Raw genomic sequence first — 20,670 nt, forward strand, 5'->3', positions numbered from 1 at the left:
TTCGGGGCCTTACAGACGGCTGTCGTCATCCCCGCGTGGTTCACGCGCATAGGCGCGCAGGTTGCCGATCCAAAACACCAGACCAGCTGTCAGCGGCGCAACAGCCCACCCGACCCCCGGCGAAACCGGCGGGACAAGCGTGAAGCTCGATCCGGTTTCCAAGACATCGTGGGTAGGCCTGGGGTGCAGTTTGAGGCTCAACCAGTCACCAAACAAGTAGATCGAGATCGCGCCGAGTACGGCAACGGTCATGATCCACAGCATCCACCACACAGAACCGCCGACCCTGCCGCGGCGCACGCTGCGCCACCCCACGGCGCCAAGCACCACCCCGAGCAGGAGTGCCAGCAGCACAAACCACGCAAACCCTGTGAACTGTACATTCACAGGGCTTGCCACTTCGTCGACCCCGATACCGCCGTTTTCTGTGATCACGCCGACGTATGCGGGACGAAGACCACCCCAGGCGAAACCTCCAGCGATACCGAGGAGCAGGGCTAGTGCGAGCAGCCCTGCACCAGATCCCATCACTAGTTGCAGAACTTCCAGCGGCCGTCTTCCTTCTCGAAGATCATGACCTGGGTTTCTTCACCGTTTGCGTTCTTTGCAGTCAGGTTGGCAGACGCACGGTTACCGTCCACACGAACGTCGGAAATGCTGACCTCGGACTTCGGCAGCTCGAGCGCCTGGCCCTGCTGCTCAGCAAGGCGGCCCGCCTCTTCAACCTGCTCAAGGGTCAGACCCTGACGCTCCAGTTCCTCCATCATCGGGTCAGCGACTGCCTTACAGGAATTGTCCAAGATGGTGCGGGTCCAGTCAGCGAAAGAACCCGGGTTCAGCACAGCACGTGCAGTGTCTTCCATCTGCTTGCGGTCTTCGTCGGTACCTTCCTGTGCGCCCTCGAGCGGCTGGTTGGTGTTTTCCGGCATGCCGTTCTCAAACGGATTGGCAAGGGTCGGCGCCTCGCCCTGGTTGCCGCCCTCTTCCTTCGACTCCTTCTTCTTCGAAGTCGTGGCGGTTGCCTTCTTCTCGTCCTTCTTGGCGTCGTCCTTCTTCTTGTCCTTCTCGTCGCCCTTGTCAGCTTCCTTGGAGACGGTGGACTCGACAGCCGTATCGGCCGGAGCAGCCTCAGCAGCGGTGGACAGCCCTCCGGACTTGCCTTCGTCGGAGGATCCGCATGCCGAAAGCGGAAGTACGAGCATTGCTGCAGCTACGCATGCTGCCATGCCGGACGTAGTGTTCATTTTCATCTTTGACTACCTTCCTAGTTTCACCCCATCCGTTCGCTGGACGCGGGCAACCGTCTTGGGCGTGGATTGGCGCCACGACGGGACGTTCGTCCCAAAGAGTACCAACGCAACGCTTACCTGACGGTTGAACGTCCGTACTATTGTTCTGAATGGTTCCTGTGAAGTCACGTAAACCCATGTTTCGGCCACTTCGGTCTAGGGTGGTGTGTCATGCAATTGTCTCGCGAGCGCATCACGCAGGCGGCGCTTGAGCTGCTGTCTGGGTACGGTTTGGCCGATGTTTCCATGCGGCGTGTGGCGTCGTCGCTGGGCGTCGCCCCTGGCGCGTTGTACTGGCATATCGCCAACAAGCAGGAGTTGCTCGCGTCGTTGGCGGAGCATATTGTGCGCCCGCTCATGAGCGATCCAGTTGCCGACCCAGCTGAGCTAAGTCGCGCGCTGCGGGAAGCGGTGCTCGGCATCCGCGATGGCGCAGAGGTGCTTGTGGCTGCAGTGAGTCAGCCGGACGCTGAGGTTCGCGCCCAGTTGTCGGAATTGTTTATTGCGTCGGTGCGTGAGTATTCGGGTGAGGGGTCGTCGTCAAGCGAGATGCGTGCTGTGGCTCTCGGCCTGTTGCATTTGACGCTTGGGGATGCCGCCGTGCACCAAGCAAGCACACAACTTGCGGAAGCGACCGGCAGTGTTTCGGACACGTACGAAGACGATTCTGCGCAGACGCATGCTGCGGCCGTGAAGTTTTTGCTGGACGGTTTGGCGCAGCATTCGTAGCCCGGGCAGTGTCGAGCGGGTGCACTATGCTCGGGCAGCATGACTGAGACGACGCATCCGGATCTGCAGCAGCAAGTCTGGCCTGGCTCCGCACATCCGCTGGGCTCGACGTTTGATGGGGCGGGGACGAACTTTGCACTGTTTTCGGGGGTTGCTGATGCAGTTGAGCTTTGTCTTATCGACGACACCGGCGCCGAAACGCGTATCGCCCTCGACGAGGTGGATAACCATGTCTGGCACGCTTACCTGCCCGGTGTTGGCCCAGGTCAGCGTTATGGCTACCGCGTGCACGGGCCGTGGGACCCGGCCGACGGCAAGCGTTGCGATCCCAGCAAGCTGCTCGTGGACCCGTACGCGCGCGCCTTTGATGGGGAGTTTGATCAGCATTCCTCGCTGTTTTCCTACGACGTCAACGCAGAAGAACCTGGTACCGGTCGCAATGAAGAAGACTCGCTCGGCCACACGATGTTGTCGGTGGTGATCAACCCGTTCTTCGACTGGGGCGACGACCGCGCGCCGAAGATCCCTGATGAGGAGATGGTGATCTACGAGTGCCATGTCAAGGGCATGACACAGACCCACCCGGGCATTCCTGAGCAGTTGCGCGGCACCTATGCGGGTATGGCGCACCCGGTAATGGTGGATTACCTCACCGACCTTGGTGTGACCTCGATTGAGTTGCTGCCGGTGCACCAATTTTTGCAAGATGACCGCCTACTCAAACTCGGGTTGCGCAACTACTGGGGCTACAACACGTTCGGTTTCTTCGCCCCGGAGCACAGCTACGCCTCCTCCTCTGCCCCTGGCGATGCCGTGGCCGAGTTCAAACAGATGGTGCGCGCCTACCACGAGGCCGGCATCGAGGTGATCCTGGATGTGGTATACAACCACACCGCGGAGGGCAACCACATGGGCCCGACAATTGCGTTTCGTGGCATTGATAACGAGGCGTATTACAGGCTTGTCGACGACAACCGGTTCCTCTATATGGACTACACCGGCACCGGAAACTCACTGAACGTGCGCTACCCGCACTCCCTGCAGTTGATTATGGATTCGCTGCGCTACTGGGTCACCGAGATGCACGTCGACGGGTTCCGCTTCGACCTCGCCTCGACCCTCGCGCGCGAGTTTTCAGACGTGGACCGTCTGGCCACCTTCTTCGACTTGGTTCAACAGGACCCGGTGGTGAGCCAGGTCAAACTCATCGCCGAGCCGTGGGATGTGGGCGAAGGCGGCTACCAGGTCGGTAACTTCCCTGCCCTGTGGAGCGAGTGGAACGGCAAGTACCGCGACACCATGCGTGACTTTTGGCGCGGCGAGGACTCCACCCTCGGCGAGTTCGCCTCGCGCCTCACCGGCTCGTCGGACCTGTACCAGCACAACGGGCGTCGCCCGACCGCGTCGATCAACTTCATTACCGCCCACGACGGGTTCACCCTGAATGATCTGGTGTCCTACAACGACAAACACAATGAAGCCAACGGCGAAGACAGCCGCGATGGCGAGAACCACAACAGGTCCTGGAACTGTGGTGTGGAGGGCCACACGGACGACCCTGTGGTGCTCGACCTGCGAGCACGGCAACGCCGCAACTTCCTGACCACACTCTTGCTATCTCAGGGCACCCCGATGCTCGCTCACGGCGACGAGATCGCACGCACCCAGGGCGGTAACAACAACGTGTACTGCCAGGACAACGAGACGGCTTGGATGGACTGGTCCAACCTTGAAAGCGCAGCAGACCTGCACGAATTCACGCGTCGGCTCATCGCTTTGCGCCGAGATCATCCGGTGTTTCGCCGCCGCAGGTTCCTCGAGGGCGGTGCGCTTGGCGACGACGAACACGGCCGAGAGATCGCTTGGCTCACCCCCGACTGCCGTCTCATGACACAAGACGATTGGAACGCCGCCTTCGGCCGTGCACTTATGGTTCACCTCGATGGCGAAGCGATCGCGGAACCCGATAGCCGCGGCCAGCGCATCGTGGACGATTCATTCCTTCTCATGTTCAACGCCCATTATGAGGACATTGACTTCACTGTTCCCGGCGCGAGGTTTGGTGACGAGTGGGAGATCGTCGTCGATACGACTGGCCCCCTCGGCTACCGTGAAGGCGCACAGCCCATCGGTCCGGATTCGACTGTCACCGTCGGCCAGCGCTCGACCGTGGTGCTGCGCCGTACGCAACCGCCCGCTGGAGCGGGCCGAAAGGAAGACAACGCCTAAATGATTTCCGCTCATGGTGCAACGTTGACTGTGACCAACGACGCCCTCACCGTGACCCCAACTGCCCTCCTCGCCTCGCTGCGCGGCGACTCCTCGGACCGCACCGTTAGTATTGCGGATATCACCGGCGTGGATATCACCGAAGGTGACGCATGGTCGCCGACCAAAGTGGATGTTGCCACCACCGGTGCTCCGCTGACCGTCTGGTTCGCACCGGGAGACGTCGATGGCGCAAAGAAGCTACGCACGCTTCTCGACGATGCCAAGCACGGCAAGGCCCCCACCACCGCTACCGCCGACGGCGGAGCAGGCATTCCTGGCTTCTCCTTCGTCGGTTTCGATGTGGAAACCGCGAACCGTCGCTGGGGCTCGATCTGTCAGATCGGGTTGGTCAAGATTGTCGACGGCGAAGAGGTCGAGCGAAAGTCTTGGTTATGTAAGCCGCCTGCCGGTTTAGACGAGTTCGAATCCGGCAACGTTGCTATCCACGGCATTTCTGCTGAGGATGTCACTGATGCCCCAGACGTACGCGACTGCATCGAGGAGATGAGCGCCTTTGTCGGGGATTTACCCCTTGTCGCGCACAACGCACAGTTCGATGCCTCCGCACTTCGCGATGCTTGCTTGGCCTCCTCCATCGCCGTCCCGAAGATGCTGTTCGCGTGCACGTTGGCACAGGCCCGCGCTACCAAGCTGGATGTGGCAAATCACAAGCTTCCAACCCTTGCGCAGCACTTCGGCGTTTCCTTGGACAACCACCACGATGCCTGCGAAGATGCCGCTGCGTGCGCCGGTGTGATGGTTGGTCTCGCCCGGGAGGCCGGCCACACTGGCAGCCTGATGAGCTTCATCCACGACACCGGGTTCACGCTCGGATCGATCGACGACGCCCGCGTCACCCCTGTCCTCCGCGACCGCTCCGGTGCCGGCCGCGCGGTGCAGGCGAAGCAGGTCGCCGAAGGTGGTGTCGCTGCTGCCGTTGCCGCCACCGCCGAGCCACGTGGTTCCAACCAGGCCGGGCCGGTGAAGAAGGAGCGCAAACCCGCTCCGTGGCAGTCGGTGGCCACCCCGGACACCGTGCCGGAGCCAGATGCTCAAGCCGACCCGAACGCTCCTCTGTACGGCGAGCACGTCACCTTAACCGGTGAGTTCGAACCGCACGATAAGGGCGAGTTGTGGGACGCGATTGCGAAGCAGGGCGCGCAGGTGGGCAAGAACGTCACCAAGAAAACGACCATCTTGGTTGTCGGCGAATGGTCGAGTGTGACCTCGAAGGAAAAGCGAGCCCGCGAACTGCAGGAAAAGGGCCAGGACATTCAGATTTGGCAGGCCCCGAAACTCCTCGAGGTACTCGGTCTGTAAAAAGTTTTGGTTCGGATGGAACCGGGGCGGTGTTGGCTACGTCTAACTGAGTATGTACGTAGTAGAAACACTTCCCCGCCCTGTCCACCAAGATGCTATTGAATTGCGGCTGGCGCGGCGTGACGACGTCGCGCCATCGTCGTCATCACGTTCCTGGCTCACGCCTGGCTTTTCGGCCTCGACCGCGTTTATCAACCTTGCACCGCGCCTGGTGTGTGTCTTTACCGTCGACGACGGTCCGGCGCTGACCCACCAACAAATCGGTGAGCTCACGCCGAGCATGAACCAGCTCTGGAATGGTGCCGCTGACCGGTTGGCGAAGCGGGCGCTCGTCGACACGGGCGTCGAGTTTTTGGTGCGCAACCCCGCTGCAGCGCTGGAGCAGACCGGCCTTCCGCCCGGTTTAGAGGTAGGTGGACACGGTGTGCCACCCACCGCGTGGCTCGCTCACCCGAAAACGTTTACCGTGATGCACCGCCATTTTCAGACGGTGCTCGACCCCCACCACGAGCTGGTCTACGCCACCCGCGACGACCAGGAACTGTTTATCTTCGACGCACCGCTGCATCACGTCCACGACATCCTGGGGCGCGGCGCACTGATGACATACTCGGTCGGCTTCCCGCTAATGCACGATCCGCCAGTTTCCGGGTAAGCTCACCCGCCGACATGAGCACTTCAAAACAACCGGCCAAGCGAAACAAGGAAGCTGACGACACAATCGCACGTCTCGGCTCCACCTACTTCGCTTGGGTAAACGCACACGAGGACGTGGCGATGACCTTCCGCCACGCCCTCCATGAACTCATGCGCGATGCCGGCGTGAATTTCGACCGCGTAGATGCACGAGTAAAATCCTGGACCTCGTTGAAGGAAAAAGCCCGCAAAACTCGCGACGGTGAGTTGCTCTACCCCGACCCGTGGCACGACATCAAAGACATCATCGGCGCCCGAATCACCGTGCTGCACTCGACCGAGATCCCTGCAGTGCAGCGCCTGCTCGCCGACGAGTTTGAGGTGTTGCGCAGCGTGGACAAAGCCGAAGAAACCCGAGTCGCCGGCAACTTCGGCTACGGCTCGCACCACCTTGTCGTCCGTGTTGAGGAGCAATCCGAGGGCCTTGAGGAGTTCGTCGGCCAAGTCTTCGAGGTGCAGATTCGTACAGTGCTGCAGCATGCGTGGGCGGAGTTTGAGCACGACATCAGGTACAAACGCTCAGCGGAAAAACTCGACCCGCAGGTGGACCGCGCGTTCACCCTCGCCGCGGGACTTATCGAGCTAGCCGATCAGCAGTTTGACCAAATCTCAGCCTTGGCAGACCCACAGGAAAAGGTGCACACCGACGTGGACACCGAAATCTCGCCTGAGACACTGCCGGGCATTCTGACCGTGTTGCTTGGCAGCCAGTTTCCGCTCTCACGCGCGGGCGACTACCGCTTCCTCACCGAGTTGCTGCGTGCCCACGGCATTGAGCTTGTCTCGGACGTTGCGGACCTGACCAACCCGGCAGACATCGAGGCTGTGTCCAACTCGATGAACTACTCATTCGTCCCGGGGCAAGTGCGCATTATCGACGATCTGCTGCTCAACCGGTTCGGCACCGAACACATCGAGAAAACCTGGGATTCGGGAAACCGCCCAGAGGTGCGCCGCAAGCGTCTGAACGGCCGTCTAGCCCGGCTGCGCAGCAGCATCGATTAGCTGCGTTTAGTTACGCCGCCCCATGAGGCGGTCGATTTCGCGGCGTTCCTTCTTCGTGGGGCGCCCAGTTCCGCGATCGCGCACAGGAGGTGCCGCGAAGAGTTCACGCGGTGGTGGTGGCGGACTGTGGTCGATGTAGCAGGTGCGCGCCACCGGGGCGCCAACGCGCTTCGACACCGTCGCCGTAACCTCGAGAATGTACTCGTGGTGGTTCTTCCATACCCGCACCGTGTCTCCCGGCACGACCTGGACGGCAGGTTTGACTGCCTTGCCACCGATCTTGACGTGCCCAGCACGAACGGCTTCGGCGGCCTGGCTGCGTGTTTTGAAGATCCGCACGGCCCACAGCCAGGCGTCGATACGGACGGCTTTGCCTGACGGTTCGATCAAGGCGCTAGTAACGGTCCTGGTGATTGACGATCTTTTGGACCTTGTTCCAATTCACAAAACCACCCGCAACTCCGATGACGAGCCCAAGCACCAGGATCGTCCAGGACTGCATCAGCAGACCGAACGCGATGCCGCCGGCGAGGCCGCCGCCGGCCCACACCAGCGCGTCGCGCGAGTATTTGCGCACGGCGGCTTTTCGTTGGTCGATCGGGTTGTTTGGGCGCGGCTGCATAGTCATGGCATGCAATTCTAGCGCGAAGTAGACAACTCGACCCACCGTGGTCCGAGCGTTTTGCTTTCTGCTTGGCCTTGGGTGGCGGCGGCGAGGAGGTCGTCGATACGCTCACGCTCCCCTGGTTCGAACGCGAGCGTGTACGTGGCGGCAGCTCCGTATTCGACGTCTACGACTTCCACCCCAGCGTTGCGTAGTTCTGCTTCGATTCGGCCGGCTTCAGCATGCGGAAGGTCCACGGCAACTTGCTCACGCATGGCACGTGTGGTGGTGACAACGCTCGGCAGTGTTTCAGACACCGCGTTCGTATACGCACTCACAAGGCCGCCTGTGCCAAGCTTGATGCCACCAAAGTAGCGAATAACCACGGCGACAATGTCGGACATACCTGATCCTTTGAGCACCTCAAGCATCGGCTTTCCTGCCGTGCCGGAGGGCTCACCGTCGTCGGAAGAGCGCTCGATCGGCTGTGCGTCGTCGACATGAACGATGAACGCCGAACAGTGGTGACGCGCATCCGGGTACGCCTCACGCGCGGCATGGATGACCTCGCGCGCTTCCTCCTCAGTGGTGGCGCGCGTCACCCAGGTAATAAACCGCGAACGCTTGATCTCAAGTTCGTGGATGGCTGTCTCCCCAGCCTTGGGTCGGACGTAGGAAGTAACCATTTAACCTGCAACGATGAAGTCGTACTCCGGCGTGCCGGGCTCCAAACGTCGGCAGCCGATCGGCGATCCGTCCATGCGCTCCAGAAGCGGGGCAAGGTCGTCCGCATGCGCCAATTCAATACCGACGAGCGCGGCACCGGTTTCGCGGTTGTTCTTCTTCAGGTACTCAAACAAGACGATGTCGTCTTCCTCACCCAGGATCTCCCGCAGGAACATGCGAAGCTGCCCTGGCTCTTGGGGGAAGTTGACCAGGAAGTAGTGACGCAGCCCGCGGTGGACCAAGGAGCGCTCCATGACCTCCGCGTAGCGCAGCACATCGTTGTTGCCCCCAGAGATGATGCAGACGACGGTCGAGCCTGGCTTAATCGTCGTTTGTGCAAGGCCCGCAACCGACAGCGCACCCGCGGGCTCAGCGATGATGCCTTCGTTTTGATACAGCGAGAGCATCTCCGTGCACACTGCCCCTTCGTCGCAAGAAAACACCTCAGCACGATCTTTGTGTGCTTGGAACACCTGCCAGGGAGTGTCACCGATCCGCTTCACCGCCGCACCGTCTACGAATGGGTCGATAGATTCCAGCGTCACCGGCTCGCCCGCCTCAATCGCAGCGCGTAACGACGACGCCCCCACCGGCTCAACACCAACCACCCTCGTCGACGGCGACATGTCCGCCACATACGACATCACACCTGACATCAGGCCACCGCCACCGACCGGCACAAGAACAGTGTCGAGCTGCTTGCCCATACTGGACAATTGCGCGACGATCTCGGCCGCGACGGTGCCTTGCCCGACCACGGTATTGCGCGAGTCGAACGGCTCAATCACCGTCGCTCCCCGTGCCGCAGCGTCTTCGCGCGCAGCCTGGGCAGCCTCGTCAAACGTGTTGCCCGTAACGACGAGCTCAATCGCATCACCGCCGTGCACCAAAATGCGGTCACGCTTCTGCTTCGGGGTTGGCTTCGGGACAAAGATCTTGCCCTGAATACCAAGCGCACGGCACGCGTACGCCACGCCTTGGGCGTGATTGCCTGCCGACGCCGCCACAACGCCAGCCTCCCGCTCCTCCGGGGTCAGCTGCGAAATACCAAAGTAAGCCCCGCGAATCTTGTACGAACGCACATCCTGCAGGTCTTCACGCTTGAGATAAATCTCAGCACCGTACTGCTGAGACAGCCGCGGGCAGTACTGCAGCGGCGACGGAGTAATGACAGAAGAAATCCTTCCCTGCGCGAACTGGATATCGGCGGCATGGACCTCTCGGAATGTGTCGGATGGGCGCATGGTCGATCAGTGTACGCGCGACGAGTTTTCAGTTTGTTCAAACCTCGATTTACCCCACCTCCATAGAACTTAGACATATAGATGATTTGGGGTACACTGCTCGCCGTGACCAAACCCCTGACTTCCAGGTGTTGGCCAATCCGATGCGGGGAACACTGAAAACATTGCCTATATCACTATGTTTTCTTCTGGGAACCTGCTAGGTTCTTCCGAGTGATCTGTCGAGCGCACGGTCGACAGCGACAAACCCCCTAAATTTCCATAGGAGTTTTTCATAATGAAGCGCTTTTCTTCTGCAATGGTCGCTGCCGCGACCGCGCTGACCCTGGCTGTTACCCCGGCTTACGCTGAGGACGCCAAGAACACCGGCAACGAGGCCACCGACACCCACACCACCGCTCCGGTTGACCAGCCCGAGGACAACAAGGGCGAGACCGACAAGCCGGGCGAGGGCGAAACCGACAAGCCGGGCGAGGGCGAAACCGACAAGGACGAGACCAACAACCCGCCGGCTCCCCAGAAGCAGACTTCCGGTTCCTCCCAGGGTCACATCATCGGCGCAGTGTCTGGCACCCTCGCTGCGGTTCTGACCACCGGTCTGATCGTGTTCTCTGACCCGCGTGGCATCAACAAGATCATCGACGCACTGAACCGCGAGTTCCACCTGGGCATCCCGCACGTCCACGTGCCGCAGGTCCAGCTCCCGAAGCTCCCGTTCTAAACCTCCACCCCAGCTAGGAATATTCAAGCATGAAGCTCCGCACTCTGTTGGTTTCCGCAGCCGGTGCCGCCGTCGCCGCTGGCGCTCTTGGCACTTCAGCTCTCGCTGCAGAGACCACCACATCCGAACCCACTTCGGCAACTACCACCGCCACCTCGGAACCGGCACCGACGACGACCACTGAGGCGCCGGCGGAACCGGCACCTTCCGAGGGCACGGAGGAAACCACCACCTCGACGACGACTACTGAGACGTCGGAGGAAACTACCACCAACCAGTCGACCGAAACCACGACGAAGGAAACCACGACCGCTCCTACGCCGACGAAGGTGACCGCTGAGCCTTCGGCAACGCTGGCTCCGCACGGAAGCATCGGCCCTGCCGATAATGAGGAAGAAATCCTGAAAGCAATCACGACTATCAGCGTGATTGTTACGACGCTTGGTGCTGCAATCGGCAGCCTGGTTGTCTTCATCAACTCGATCCCTGGTGGTCGCGAGGCGCTGCGTAAGTTCTTCAAGTAAGACACGCGCTTCATCTCCTCATGCCCGCTGTGCAATATGCCAGCGGGCATTTAGCTGCGCCGACTATGCAGCGGCATAGTTTCCCCTAACCCAACATCCCGGTTCCCAAGGCGTCACCCGACAAGCTCGCGGCGCGGTACGCCCGCAGAGAATCACCGAAGCCGACTATGCAGCGGCATAGTCACTACCGCACGAGCCTCAAACGAGCACACTATGCAGCGGCATAGTTTCCCCTAGCCCAAGATCCCCGCACCCAGGGTTGCCTTGAGATCACCCATCAGGCTCGCAGAACGGTGCACTCGCAAATGGTCGCCGAGGATCATCAGTTGACTGTGTTCGCCGTTGACCAGGTTGAGATAGACGTCTGAGTCGCCTGGGTTGTTCGACAGCACTCCCTTGAGTTTCGAAATGTTGTCGATGGTGCACTGGTCCGTCCGCAGCGTTAGACGGAGCGGCAGGCCAGCACCGTTGCCGGGGCCAAGTTCGGGGACTTTGACGTCGTCGCCAAACAAGCTCATACGCTCGTCGCGAATTGAGACATGTGCTCTGACCAAAATGATGTTGTCCTCCACAATTTGCGGAGCGACGAGCGCGTACACCTTGTTGAAGAGCAGCACATCCACCTGTGCGCCGTGGTGATCCTCGATGGTCACAATCGCCCAGGGGGAACCGTCCTTCTTAGAGAAGCGTCGGTCCACATTCGAAATCAACCCACCGATGGTGACCTCTGCGCCGTTGCGTAGTTCACCGGACAGGATGGTGGTGAGCTGCGTATCGGTCTGTGCATCGATGGCTTCCTCGTACCCATCAAGCGGGTGCCCGGACACGTATAGGCCAAGCATTTCGCGCTCGAGGGCGAGTTTGTGCTTACGGTCCCATTCGTCTTCAGGTACTTCAATGGCAAACGCAGAGTTCGCGGAACCGTCCTCGCCGCCAAGGCCCGCGAAGAGGTCGAATTGGCCCTTGTCAGCGGCCTTCTTCGTCGCCAAGACTGAGTCCACCGCGTCTTCCTGGATCAGCATCAAGCCTTTACGCGGGTGACCCAAAGAATCGAACGCGCCTGCCTTGATCAGCGATTCCGTGATGCGCTTGTTGCACGGAAGGAGATCGATCTTGTCCAGGTAGTCAGAGAAGCTGGTGAAGTGCCCCTTGGACTTGCGGGTCTCTTTGATGGACTCCACCACTTCCGCACCGACGTTTCGCACAGCCGCAAGTCCGTAACGGATGTCTTTGCCGACAGCCATGAAGTTCTCTTCAGACTCGTTAATATCTGGCTGCAACACGCTAATGCCCAAGTGGCGGCAATCCGCCAGGTAAATCGCGGACTTGTCCTTCTTATCACCAACAGAGGTCAGCAGCGCGGCCATGTACTCAGCGGCGTAATTCGCCTTCATGTAGGCAGTCCAGTACGACACCAACGCATAGCCTGCGGCGTGCGACTTGTTAAACGCGTACGACGCGAACGGCTCAATCGTTCCCCACAGTGCATCGACGGCTTCCTTGGAGTAGCCGTTTTCAAACATGCCGGCAGAAAATGTCTCGTACTCCTTCGCCAGCACCTCCGGCTTCTTCTTACCCATGGCTTTACGGAAGCCGTCTGCCTGACCAGCCGTGTAGTTGGCTACCTTCTGCGAGATGTTCATGATCTGCTCTTGGTAGACGATCAGGCCGTAGGTTTCGTCGAGAATCTCGCGCAGCGGCTCCTCAAGCTCCGGGTGAATCGGAGTGATCGGCTTGCGCCCATTCTTGCGGTCGGCGTAGTCCCAGTGAGCGTTCACACCCATCGGGCCCGGACGGTACAGAGCGAGCGAGGCGACAATATCGTTAAAGCCCGTCGGCTTCATGCGCTTGAGCAACTCTTGCATACCTCCGGAGTCGAGCTGGAACACACCAAGGGTGTCGCCACGAGACAGCAACTCGTACACCGCCTCGTCGTCGGTGTCCAAGGCTTCAAGGTCGATGGACTCGCCGCGGTTCTTCTCCACGTTCTCCAGCGCGTCGCCAAGCACTGTCAGGTTGCGTAGGCCGAGGAAGTCCATCTTCAGCAGGCCAATGGCCTCGCACGCCGGATAGTCCCAACCGGTAATGATCGCACCGTCGGCAGGACGCTTCCACATCGGAATGTGGTCCATCAGCGGCACCGACGCCATAATCACCGCACATGCGTGCACACCTGCTTGGCGCACAACGCCTTCAAGTCCACGGGCGGTTTCATAGATCTTGGCCACATCCGGATCTGTCTCGATCAGCGAGCGAACCTCAGCCGCTTCCGCGTAGCGCTCGTGCTCCGGGTCCGTGATGCCGGACAGCGGAATATCCTTCGCCATAATTGCTGGTGGCAAGGCACCGTTGATGCGGTCGGCCATCTGGAAGCCCGGCTGGCCGAAGTTCACCTTCGCCGAGTCCTTAATCGCCTGCTTTGTCTTCACTGTGCCGAAGGTGATCACCTGGGCGATCTTGTCCTCACCCCAACGCTCGGCGGCGTAGGTGATCATTTCGCCGCGGCGGCGATCGTCGAAGTCGATATCGATATCCGGTGCGGACGGACGCTCCGGGTTGAGGAATCGCTCGAAGAGCAGGCCGTGCTCCATCGGGTCAATATTTGTAATGGTCAACGCATACGCAACCAACGAACCAGCGGCGGAACCACGACCGGGACCAACGCGAATGCCGATCTCGCGGGCGTGCTTAATCAGCTCCGCAACGATCAGGAAGTAGGAGGGGTAGCCCTTCATGTCGATGACGTCGATCTCGTAATTCGCACGCTCGGTGTATTCCTGCGGAACCTCTCCCCCGTTGAAACGCTCCGACAGTCCGCGGCGAACCTCCTCACGCAGCCACGTCGTCGGAGTGTGTCCCTCCGGAACGTCCGCGATCGGCATGCGATCGTGCGGGTGTTCCTCCCACAACTCGCTGTAGTCGCCGACACGCTCCGCGATCCACAGGGTGTTGTCGCACCCGTCAGGCACGGTGGAGTCCCACAACTCACGCATCTGTTCGGCAGTCTTGATGTAGTAGCCGGAGCCATCAAACTTGAAGCGGTCCGGATCCAGCAGCGTCTTGCCTGTCTGGACACACAGCATTGCCTCGTGCGCGGGCGCCTGGGATTCGAGGACGTAGTGGCAGTCGTTGGTCACCAGCGGCGGCAGTTCAAGCATCTCTCCGATGCGCAACAGGTCGTCGCGCACGCGGCGTTCGATGTGCAACCCGTGGTCCATCAGTTCAAGGAAGTAGTTGTCCTTGCCGTAGATGTCCTGCCACATCGCCGCAGCCTCCAACGCGGCGTCAAACTGGCCTAGACGCAGGCGAGTTTGCACGTCACCGGACGGGCAGCCAGTGGTCGCGATAATGCCGTCAGCATGCTCGGCGATAAGTTCCGCATCCATGCGAGGCCACTTGCCCAACTGTCCCTCGTACGACGCAAGGGAGCTCAGCTTGAACAGGTTGCGCAGACCCGTCGCGTTCTCGGCGAGCATGGTCTGGTGGAGATATGCGCCGGACGCGGAGACATCGTCACGCTTTTGATCCGGCGTACCCCACAGCACACGCTTCTTATTAAAACGAGAGTCCGGTGCCATGTAAGACTCAATGCCGATGATCGGCTTCACACCAGCATCGACCATGCGACGGTAAAACGCATTGGAGCCGAACATGTTGCCGTGGTCGGTCATGCCGACTGCTGGCATGCCCTGGCGGGACACCTCCTCAGCCAGCAAGTCCACCTTTGCCATGCCGTCCAACATGGAGAACTCGGTGTGGTTATGAAGATGAACGAAGGAGGATTTTTTGGCCATGCGGCTCATCTTAGACGGCTACGCAAGTCCGAATTATTCGTAGCGCAGCGCGTCGATGGGCTGCATCTTCGCGGCCTTCGACGCAGGGTATGCGCCGAAGAACACACCGGTCGCCAGCGAGAACAGCAGCGCGAACACCACGGCTCCGATCGGTGGCCATGTCATTTCCAAAAGCGCCGAGCTGGCGATCATGCCGACAGCGCCACCTAGGATGACGCCAATGACGCCGCCGATGAGGCACACCAGCATCGCCTCGACGATGAACTGGACACGAATATCATTGTGGGTTGCGCCGAGCGCTTTACGCACGCCGATTTCGCGGGTGCGTTCAGTAACCGTGATCAGCATGATGTTCATCACGCCGATACCGCCGACGAGGAGCGAGATGCCGCCGATTGCGGAGAGCACGGTCGACAGGGTGCGGAAGATCGTCGTCAAGCCTTCGAGGCTCGCTGAGATATCGAACACCTCGGCCTCGTAGTTGTCGTTACCGGCGTACATGCGATCCAGGTACGTTTGCAGGTCTGCGCGGAACACTTCCGGGTCCTCATCCACAGCAGCACGCACGCTAAACGACGACACCCAGTCCGCCTCCAAGCCAACCCTGCCCGCGGCCGTGACCGGAATGTAGGCGTCCGCAAACGCGGTTTCCCCGAACATGGGCTGGCTCTCCGATTTTTCCAGCACACCGATGATGGTGAACACCGCCGGCTTGCCATCGATGATGAGGTCGAAGCGGGAGCCGAGCGCCTTGCTCGGATCGTTGTCGAACAACGCCTCGACCAGCTCTGGCGACACAACGGCAACGGGGCGACGACTATCAATGATGTCTTGATCCAACCCGCGACCGTACTGAACCTTCAGGCCACGCATGTCGAGCGAACTCGCAAGCGACGGGTAGATCGACACACTTGAAGTGTTGTCCCCGACCTGTGCGTCACCACCGCCGGAAAGCTCCAGATCGATGCCTTGCACGCGGTCGCCGAACGACGCTTGCAGCTCGTTGAGCTGATCAAACGTGACAGCATCGTTCTCGTTTGTCGGCGGGGCAAGATCAAACGCCGCAAACGGGTCCTCGGATTTCTCGCCTTCTTCCGCGCGTTCGTGCACCATCACCGGGTACGTGGTCGTGCCGGCGTCTTCCAGACCACCCATCACATCGTTCTCGAGAGCACGGCCCAACGTCATGATGATGATCACGGCCATGATGCCGATGATGATGCCCAAAAGCGTCAGCAGCGAGCGCAACTTGTTGGTATTCAGGCTGGACAGCGCCAACCGTAGCGATTCGCGAATATTCACCTAGTTCACCCCACCCGGCTGGCGCACACGAGCGATTTTTCCGTCCATCATTTCCACGATCCGGCCGGTTTCTTCAGCCAACTCCGGGTTGTGGGTAATAAACACGATGGCTTTGCCCAGTTCCTGGTTGAGTTCGTGGAACAGATCCATGACCATGCGTCCGGTTTTGGAATCCAGGGCGCCCGTGGGCTCGTCGGCAAGCAGCAGCCCTGGGTCATTGGCCAGGCTGCGTGCGATTGCCACACGCTGCTTCTGGCCACCCGAAAGTTCGTTGGGGTTGTGGTGCAACCGATCCCCCATGCCCATGCGATCCAGCAGTTCGGCGGCGCGCTCCTCGCGCTCGCGCTTCGGCACACCGGCGTACATCATCGGCATGGCCACGTTCTGCAGCGCGTCGATGCGGCCAACGAGGTTGAAGTTCTGAAAAATGAATCCGATGTTTTGGCTGCGGTAATGCGCCAGTTCCTTGTCCTGCTTCGCGTACACAGGTTCGCCGTTGAAGGCATACGCACCTTCCGTGGGGCGATCAAGCATGCCGATTAGGTTCATCAACGTCGATTTACCGCAGCCCGAAGGACCCACGATAGAAACAAATTCGCCCTGTTCAGCGTAGAAATCCACGCCGTGCAGTACGGTCAGTTCGCTCGGCTCGCCAACGTTGTACGTCTTCACGATCCGGCGCATGTCGATCAACCTGCCGGTGTTCTCCATGCGCGGCTGCGTATCGACGACTTCCTCCACCGGGACAGTTTCAACTACCGGTTCGTCTTCATCGGCTGGGTCTTCTTCGCCGTCGAGGAAGAACGGGTCGTGGGTGTCTGTCGTGTCGGTCAGGGTGTCGTCGTCAAGCGGACGCTTTTTCCTGCGAAACACTTACGGCTGCTCCTTCTCGCCGTCCTGCTTCTTCTTGCCTTCGCGAGCCTCGCGGACCTTCTCCGGGTCGAAGTTCGGGTCGTTGATCTCAACGGTCTCCCCGATACGCTCGCGGTACTCGTCCGGCCAGTTCACGACAATATCGCCAGCCTTGAGGTCGCCGCCCGTAATGGCAATGTCGACGTCGTTGGACGCACCGGTTTTCACGATGCGTTCCTCGACCTTGCCAGAGGTCGCATCTTCGCCCTCGGTTGCCATGACGAGAACCTTCTTCTTGCCGTCCTCCTCATACACGGCGTCGAGCGGGACGTTGAGCGCGTCCTTCGCCTCAGCGGTAATGATCTCCGCACGCGCAGTGCCACCCAGCAGCAGGCCTTCCTTGTCGCCGGTGATTTCGATCTCGACCGGGAACGTCACCTCGCTCGAATTTTGCGATCCGCCGCCGCCCATCGCCATGCCAGGAACCTCAGCAGAACCAGAACCGCTCGCGGCCGGCGCAATGCGCGTGACCTTGCCCTTGAACTGCTTCTTGCCAGTTGCGGTCGACGTGAAATCAACCCGGTCCCCGACCGAGATGTTTGGCACGTCCGACTCACGGACCTCTGCCCGAATGACCAGGGAGGAATCGTCGGCAATACTGAGCAATTTGCCTTGCGGGATGTCGCCTTCGTGCACGGAAACCTCGGTCACCAATCCCGCGATCGGGGCGTACACGGTGCCTTCACGGACTTGGTATTCGAGGGTGCCGTCGCCCTCGCCAAGCTGCGCCGACTCGGCCTGACGGGTAGCGGAGCTCACCTGCGCCTGCAACTGGTCACGTTCCTGCGCCGCCTGCGCACGTGCGGACTCAAGTTCCGCCTGAGCCTGCTGCAGCGCCGCCTGAGCCTCCTGCTTGCTCAACGAACCACCAGCGAGCTGCGCCGGAGCTTGCGGTGCCGGTTGTGCCGGCTGTGCCGGTGGTGCTGGAACACCCGGCTTTGCCGTCGCATTGCCAAGCGAGGAGATCTGACCCGCCATCTGCTCCACAGCCGCCATGCCGCGGTTGATCAAGCGCGGGCCGCCCTCTGCAGCAACAGCAGCGTTGTAAGCCGCCTGCGCCTGGTCGACCTGCGCTTGAGCAGCAGCAATCGCCGGGTGCGTCCCGTTATTGATGCTTGCCTGATACGCGTTCAACTGCTGCTGCGCCTGCTGCACGTTGGCCTGCGCATCAGCCTGCGCGTTCGCCTGCTGCTTTTGCTGGACCGCCAACTGGCGCTCCAGCTCCTCGGTATTCATGGCAACGAGGAACTGCTGCGCCTGGACCCTGTCACCAGCCTTCACTGCAACATTCTTTACCTCAGACTGCACCGCCGAGGTGATGTTGACAGTGCGCACCGGCTCAATCTTGCCGGAGACGACAACACTGGCAGAGACGCCTTCCTGGGACACGACGGTGTAATCGCCGGGCTGCAGCCCGTCACCTTCGCCTTCGCCGTTGCCATCGCCACCGAATCCGCACGCGCCGAGCAGCAGTGCGGACGACGTGACAATTGCCAGGCTCACGCGTGTCAGCCGGCGACGTGCGGTCGAGTGATTGGTCTCGGAAGCCAAGGGGTCTCCTCCCGGTAGCAGGCATATAACTCCGCAAACTATACACGGCCCCCAGAGACGTTTCGGGTCAATGCAAACGCTCCCCACACAGCATCAGAAGGCAATACTTCCACGGCGAAAACAGCTGGCTGTTCGGCAACCGCGCGGAGTTCATCGCCTGAACCGTAAACGATCACTGCGTCAATTGGCTGCGTGGTTGCTTGCTGGAAGATTTCGTCACGTAGCTGCCCCGCAAGCGGTTCACCAACCGCGATAGGCGCTCCGCCGTTCGCGACCAGAGCACTCGCCCGGCGCGCCGGCGCAACCGTCACCGCAGCATCGTGAACAGATAATGCTGTATCGAACGTCACAAGCGCGAACGCGGGGGCGTCAGCGGCACGCAAGGTGTCGTCGGCGCGTTGCTTGTAGTTCTCTTCCCCGTCTTCGGGCCCGAGGGTGTCGCCTTGCAGCACAGATGGCAGTGGTGGCGTCGCAACGCCAATCGCCCACAACGCTGAGAGCGCAACACCAGCTGCAAGCAGCGTTGCGACGACCCGCCTACCCGTTACGGACCGCATCAAGCGCCACACGAAGGTCCTCCGGATACTCGGAGGTGACCTCCATATATTCACCGGTACGCGGGTGGACGAACCCAAGGCTGGTGGCATGCAGCCACTGACGCTTCAACCCGAGTTGCTTCGACAGAGTCGGGTCCGACCCATACATCGGATCTCCCACGCAGGGATGGCCCACCGAGGACATATGCACTCTGATCTGGTGGGTCCGGCCCGTTTCTAGGTGCACCTCGATGAGACTCGCCCGGCGGAACGCTTCAATTACCTCGTAGTGGGTCACGCTCGGCCGGCCGTCCTGCGTGACGGCAAACTTCCACCCGGCGGAAGGGTGGCGTCCGATCGGTGCATCGATTGTGCCAACTGTCGGGTCCGGCAGCCCCTGCACCAACGCGTTATAGGTCTTGTCCACGGTGCGTTCTTTAAAGGCGCGTTTCAACGCGGAGTAAGCGGGCACGCTTGCGGCAACGATCATGACGCCGGATGTGCCGACGTCGAGACGCTGCACGATGCCCTTGCGCTCCGGCGGGCCGGCATCGGGAAGCGTGAATCCCATGGCTTGCAACCCACCGACCACATCGGGGCCTTCCCAGCCCAAGGTCGGGTGCGCCGCCACGCCCACAGGCTTATCCACCGCGATGACGTCGGCATCCTTGTACAGGATCTCCAGACCTTCAACGAGTTCGGTGACCGGCTGCGGCGCCCGCTTCGGCTCCGGCAGAGTGACCTCCAGCATGGCGCCTGTGTGGACTCGTTCCGATTTCTGTGCAGCAGTGCCGTTGACAAGCACGTCACCGTTCGCGGCAATTTCTGCGGCGACGGCACGGGAGACACCGAACAGCTTCGACATCGCAGCATCGACACGCATCCCGTCCAGCCCTTCCGGCACTGGAAGCGCCCGGAACTTACCCATCGTTGTCCCCCTTCCGCTCTGCAACAAAGGTGGCCACGACAAACACCACCACACCGACCGTAATAGCAGCATCGGCCAGGTTAAACACCGCGAAACTGCCTACGGAGATGTAGTCCACCACATGTCCGAACCAGAATCCAGGCTCACGGAACAACCTGTCGCACAGGTTGCCCAGTGCGCCACCTGCGACCAGCGCTAGACCAAACGCCTCCCAACGTGTGGACATGCGAGGACCAAACCACAGCGCACCAATGACAAACGCAAGTTGGAGGGTGGTGAATAACCACGTCGAATTCTGCCCCATTGAAAATGCGGCGCCCGGGTTAAACAGCAGGTAGAAGCGGAACCAATCTCCGATCACTGGGTGGGGCACTCCGGGTTCCAGCCATGCGACCATGATGATTTTCAGGAGCTGGTCCAGCGCCGCCACGATGAGCATCACAGCGATCACGACACCAAGGTAGCGGGGTGTCGAGCGGGGTTTCGTTGCCTGTTCCATCGCCGTCCCACCTTAGCGC

20 protein-coding genes are annotated in these 20,670 nt (G+C 60.6%); 7 read left to right on the forward strand and 13 right to left on the reverse strand.

What is annotated here, in order from left to right; genetic code table 11:
• Positions 1-9: 9 nt before the first annotated feature.
• Together HMPREF2736_RS05805 and HMPREF2736_RS05810 are read right to left on the reverse strand one after the other, a co-directional pair.
• On the reverse strand, positions 10-531 hold the full coding sequence (locus tag HMPREF2736_RS05805; RefSeq protein WP_141739363.1) for a hypothetical protein: 522 nt from the start codon (positions 529-531) through the stop codon (positions 10-12).
• Positions 531-1,250, reverse strand: coding sequence for a hypothetical protein (locus HMPREF2736_RS05810; protein WP_070829075.1), 720 nt, complete (start codon positions 1,248-1,250; stop codon positions 531-533). Before HMPREF2736_RS05810 ends, HMPREF2736_RS05805 begins: the two co-directional genes overlap by 1 nt.
• A gap of 210 nt (positions 1,251-1,460) precedes the next feature.
• Here HMPREF2736_RS05810 and HMPREF2736_RS05815 point away from each other — a divergent pair, with 210 nt between their 5' ends.
• The 5 genes from HMPREF2736_RS05815 (at position 1,461) to HMPREF2736_RS05835 (ending at position 7,310) form a co-directional block, all read left to right on the forward strand.
• Entirely contained in the window at positions 1,461-2,018 is a 558-nt protein-coding gene (locus tag HMPREF2736_RS05815) for a TetR/AcrR family transcriptional regulator (RefSeq protein WP_070483943.1), read from the forward strand.
• A 39-nt stretch (positions 2,019-2,057) separates the two neighbouring features.
• Positions 2,058-4,247 carry a glycogen debranching protein GlgX gene (gene glgX, locus HMPREF2736_RS05820; RefSeq protein ID WP_070829077.1) on the forward strand — a complete coding sequence of 730 codons (2,190 nt, stop codon included), beginning with the start codon at positions 2,058-2,060 and terminating at the stop codon, positions 4,245-4,247.
• Positions 4,248-5,609 (forward strand): exonuclease domain-containing protein, encoded by a 1,362-nt coding sequence (locus HMPREF2736_RS05825; RefSeq protein WP_070829079.1) that lies wholly within the window; start codon positions 4,248-4,250, stop codon positions 5,607-5,609.
• 103 nt (positions 5,610-5,712) lie between these two features.
• A complete protein-coding gene (locus HMPREF2736_RS05830; protein WP_141761594.1) occupies positions 5,713-6,264 on the forward strand; it encodes a hypothetical protein in 552 nt (183 codons plus the stop codon).
• 14 nt (positions 6,265-6,278) lie between these two features.
• Positions 6,279-7,310: a GTP pyrophosphokinase gene (locus tag HMPREF2736_RS05835; RefSeq protein ID WP_070483949.1), complete on the forward strand. Its 1,032-nt coding sequence runs from the start codon at positions 6,279-6,281 to the stop codon at positions 7,308-7,310.
• A 6-nt stretch (positions 7,311-7,316) separates the two neighbouring features.
• Here the strand turns inward: HMPREF2736_RS05835 and HMPREF2736_RS05840 are convergent, their stop codons facing one another.
• From HMPREF2736_RS05840 to ilvA, 4 genes are read right to left on the reverse strand one after another with little or no spacing between them, the layout of a single operon-like run.
• Entirely contained in the window at positions 7,317-7,700 is a 384-nt protein-coding gene (locus HMPREF2736_RS05840) for an RNA-binding S4 domain-containing protein (protein WP_070570058.1), read from the reverse strand.
• 4 nt (positions 7,701-7,704) lie between these two features.
• The gene (locus HMPREF2736_RS05845) at positions 7,705-7,938 is read right to left on the reverse strand and encodes a hypothetical protein (protein WP_070422217.1); all 234 of its coding nucleotides are present in this window, start codon (positions 7,936-7,938) and stop codon (positions 7,705-7,707) included.
• Positions 7,939-7,949: 11 nt separating this feature from the next.
• A complete protein-coding gene (locus HMPREF2736_RS05850) occupies positions 7,950-8,600 on the reverse strand; it encodes a YigZ family protein (RefSeq protein WP_070450919.1) in 651 nt (216 codons plus the stop codon).
• The gene (ilvA, locus tag HMPREF2736_RS05855; RefSeq protein WP_070829081.1) at positions 8,601-9,884 is read right to left on the reverse strand and encodes a threonine ammonia-lyase IlvA; all 1,284 of its coding nucleotides are present in this window, start codon (positions 9,882-9,884) and stop codon (positions 8,601-8,603) included.
• A 277-nt stretch (positions 9,885-10,161) separates the two neighbouring features.
• Here ilvA and HMPREF2736_RS05860 point away from each other — a divergent pair, with 277 nt between their 5' ends.
• Both HMPREF2736_RS05860 and HMPREF2736_RS05865 read left to right on the forward strand, forming a co-directional pair.
• Positions 10,162-10,605 carry a hypothetical protein gene (locus tag HMPREF2736_RS05860; protein ID WP_070829083.1) on the forward strand — a complete coding sequence of 148 codons (444 nt, stop codon included), beginning with the start codon at positions 10,162-10,164 and terminating at the stop codon, positions 10,603-10,605.
• A gap of 29 nt (positions 10,606-10,634) precedes the next feature.
• Positions 10,635-11,129 carry a hypothetical protein gene (locus HMPREF2736_RS05865; RefSeq protein ID WP_070570065.1) on the forward strand — a complete coding sequence of 165 codons (495 nt, stop codon included), beginning with the start codon at positions 10,635-10,637 and terminating at the stop codon, positions 11,127-11,129.
• A 233-nt stretch (positions 11,130-11,362) separates the two neighbouring features.
• On the opposite strand, the gene dnaE is transcribed toward HMPREF2736_RS05865, so the two are convergent.
• From dnaE to lspA, 7 genes are all read right to left on the reverse strand, one after another.
• The gene (gene dnaE, locus HMPREF2736_RS05870; RefSeq protein WP_070829085.1) at positions 11,363-14,923 is read right to left on the reverse strand and encodes a DNA polymerase III subunit alpha; all 3,561 of its coding nucleotides are present in this window, start codon (positions 14,921-14,923) and stop codon (positions 11,363-11,365) included.
• A gap of 33 nt (positions 14,924-14,956) precedes the next feature.
• Positions 14,957-16,225 carry an ABC transporter permease gene (locus tag HMPREF2736_RS05875; RefSeq protein WP_070450908.1) on the reverse strand — a complete coding sequence of 423 codons (1,269 nt, stop codon included), beginning with the start codon at positions 16,223-16,225 and terminating at the stop codon, positions 14,957-14,959.
• A complete protein-coding gene (locus HMPREF2736_RS05880; RefSeq protein WP_070422382.1) occupies positions 16,226-16,936 on the reverse strand; it encodes an ABC transporter ATP-binding protein in 711 nt (236 codons plus the stop codon).
• A 162-nt stretch (positions 16,937-17,098) separates the two neighbouring features.
• Positions 17,099-18,688: an efflux RND transporter periplasmic adaptor subunit gene (locus HMPREF2736_RS05885; protein ID WP_070829087.1), complete on the reverse strand. Its 1,590-nt coding sequence runs from the start codon at positions 18,686-18,688 to the stop codon at positions 17,099-17,101.
• 38 nt (positions 18,689-18,726) lie between these two features.
• A complete protein-coding gene (locus HMPREF2736_RS05890; RefSeq protein ID WP_070450904.1) occupies positions 18,727-19,245 on the reverse strand; it encodes a hypothetical protein in 519 nt (172 codons plus the stop codon).
• The gene (locus HMPREF2736_RS05895) at positions 19,226-20,152 is read right to left on the reverse strand and encodes an RluA family pseudouridine synthase (RefSeq protein ID WP_070422209.1); all 927 of its coding nucleotides are present in this window, start codon (positions 20,150-20,152) and stop codon (positions 19,226-19,228) included. The genes HMPREF2736_RS05890 and HMPREF2736_RS05895 overlap by 20 nt, the downstream gene beginning before the upstream one ends.
• Positions 20,145-20,651: a signal peptidase II gene (lspA, locus tag HMPREF2736_RS05900; protein ID WP_070422208.1), complete on the reverse strand. Its 507-nt coding sequence runs from the start codon at positions 20,649-20,651 to the stop codon at positions 20,145-20,147. Before lspA ends, HMPREF2736_RS05895 begins: the two co-directional genes overlap by 8 nt.
• Between the last annotated feature and the right edge of the window lie 19 nt (positions 20,652-20,670).

It is taken from the genome of Corynebacterium sp. HMSC036E10 (genome assembly GCF_001836265.1).
Classification (GTDB): domain Bacteria; phylum Actinomycetota; class Actinomycetes; order Mycobacteriales; family Mycobacteriaceae; genus Corynebacterium; species Corynebacterium coyleae.

Bases quoted from the DNA above. Each gene is read 5' to 3' on its own strand.
- HMPREF2736_RS05810 (WP_070829075.1), bottom strand. From the start codon at position 1,250: ATGAAAATGAACACTACGTCCGGCATGGCAGCATGCGTAGCTGCAGCA.
- HMPREF2736_RS05815 (WP_070483943.1), top strand. From the start codon at position 1,461: ATGCAATTGTCTCGCGAGCGCATCACGCAGGCGGCGCTTGAGCTGCTG.
- ilvA (WP_070829081.1), bottom strand. From the start codon at position 9,884: ATGCGCCCATCCGACACATTCCGAGAGGTCCATGCCGCCGATATCCAG.
- HMPREF2736_RS05825 (WP_070829079.1), top strand. From the start codon at position 4,248: ATGATTTCCGCTCATGGTGCAACGTTGACTGTGACCAACGACGCCCTC.
- HMPREF2736_RS05865 (WP_070570065.1), top strand. From the start codon at position 10,635: ATGAAGCTCCGCACTCTGTTGGTTTCCGCAGCCGGTGCCGCCGTCGCC.
- HMPREF2736_RS05880 (WP_070422382.1), bottom strand. From the start codon at position 16,936: ATGGAGAACACCGGCAGGTTGATCGACATGCGCCGGATCGTGAAGACG.
- HMPREF2736_RS05895 (WP_070422209.1), bottom strand. From the start codon at position 20,152: ATGGGTAAGTTCCGGGCGCTTCCAGTGCCGGAAGGGCTGGACGGGATG.
- HMPREF2736_RS05845 (WP_070422217.1), bottom strand. From the start codon at position 7,938: ATGACTATGCAGCCGCGCCCAAACAACCCGATCGACCAACGAAAAGCC.
- HMPREF2736_RS05860 (WP_070829083.1), top strand. From the start codon at position 10,162: ATGAAGCGCTTTTCTTCTGCAATGGTCGCTGCCGCGACCGCGCTGACC.
- dnaE (WP_070829085.1), bottom strand. From the start codon at position 14,923: ATGGCCAAAAAATCCTCCTTCGTTCATCTTCATAACCACACCGAGTTC.
- glgX (WP_070829077.1), top strand. From the start codon at position 2,058: ATGACTGAGACGACGCATCCGGATCTGCAGCAGCAAGTCTGGCCTGGC.
- HMPREF2736_RS05835 (WP_070483949.1), top strand. From the start codon at position 6,279: ATGAGCACTTCAAAACAACCGGCCAAGCGAAACAAGGAAGCTGACGAC.
- HMPREF2736_RS05850 (WP_070450919.1), bottom strand. From the start codon at position 8,600: ATGGTTACTTCCTACGTCCGACCCAAGGCTGGGGAGACAGCCATCCAC.
- HMPREF2736_RS05890 (WP_070450904.1), bottom strand. From the start codon at position 19,245: ATGCGGTCCGTAACGGGTAGGCGGGTCGTCGCAACGCTGCTTGCAGCT.
- lspA (WP_070422208.1), bottom strand. From the start codon at position 20,651: ATGGAACAGGCAACGAAACCCCGCTCGACACCCCGCTACCTTGGTGTC.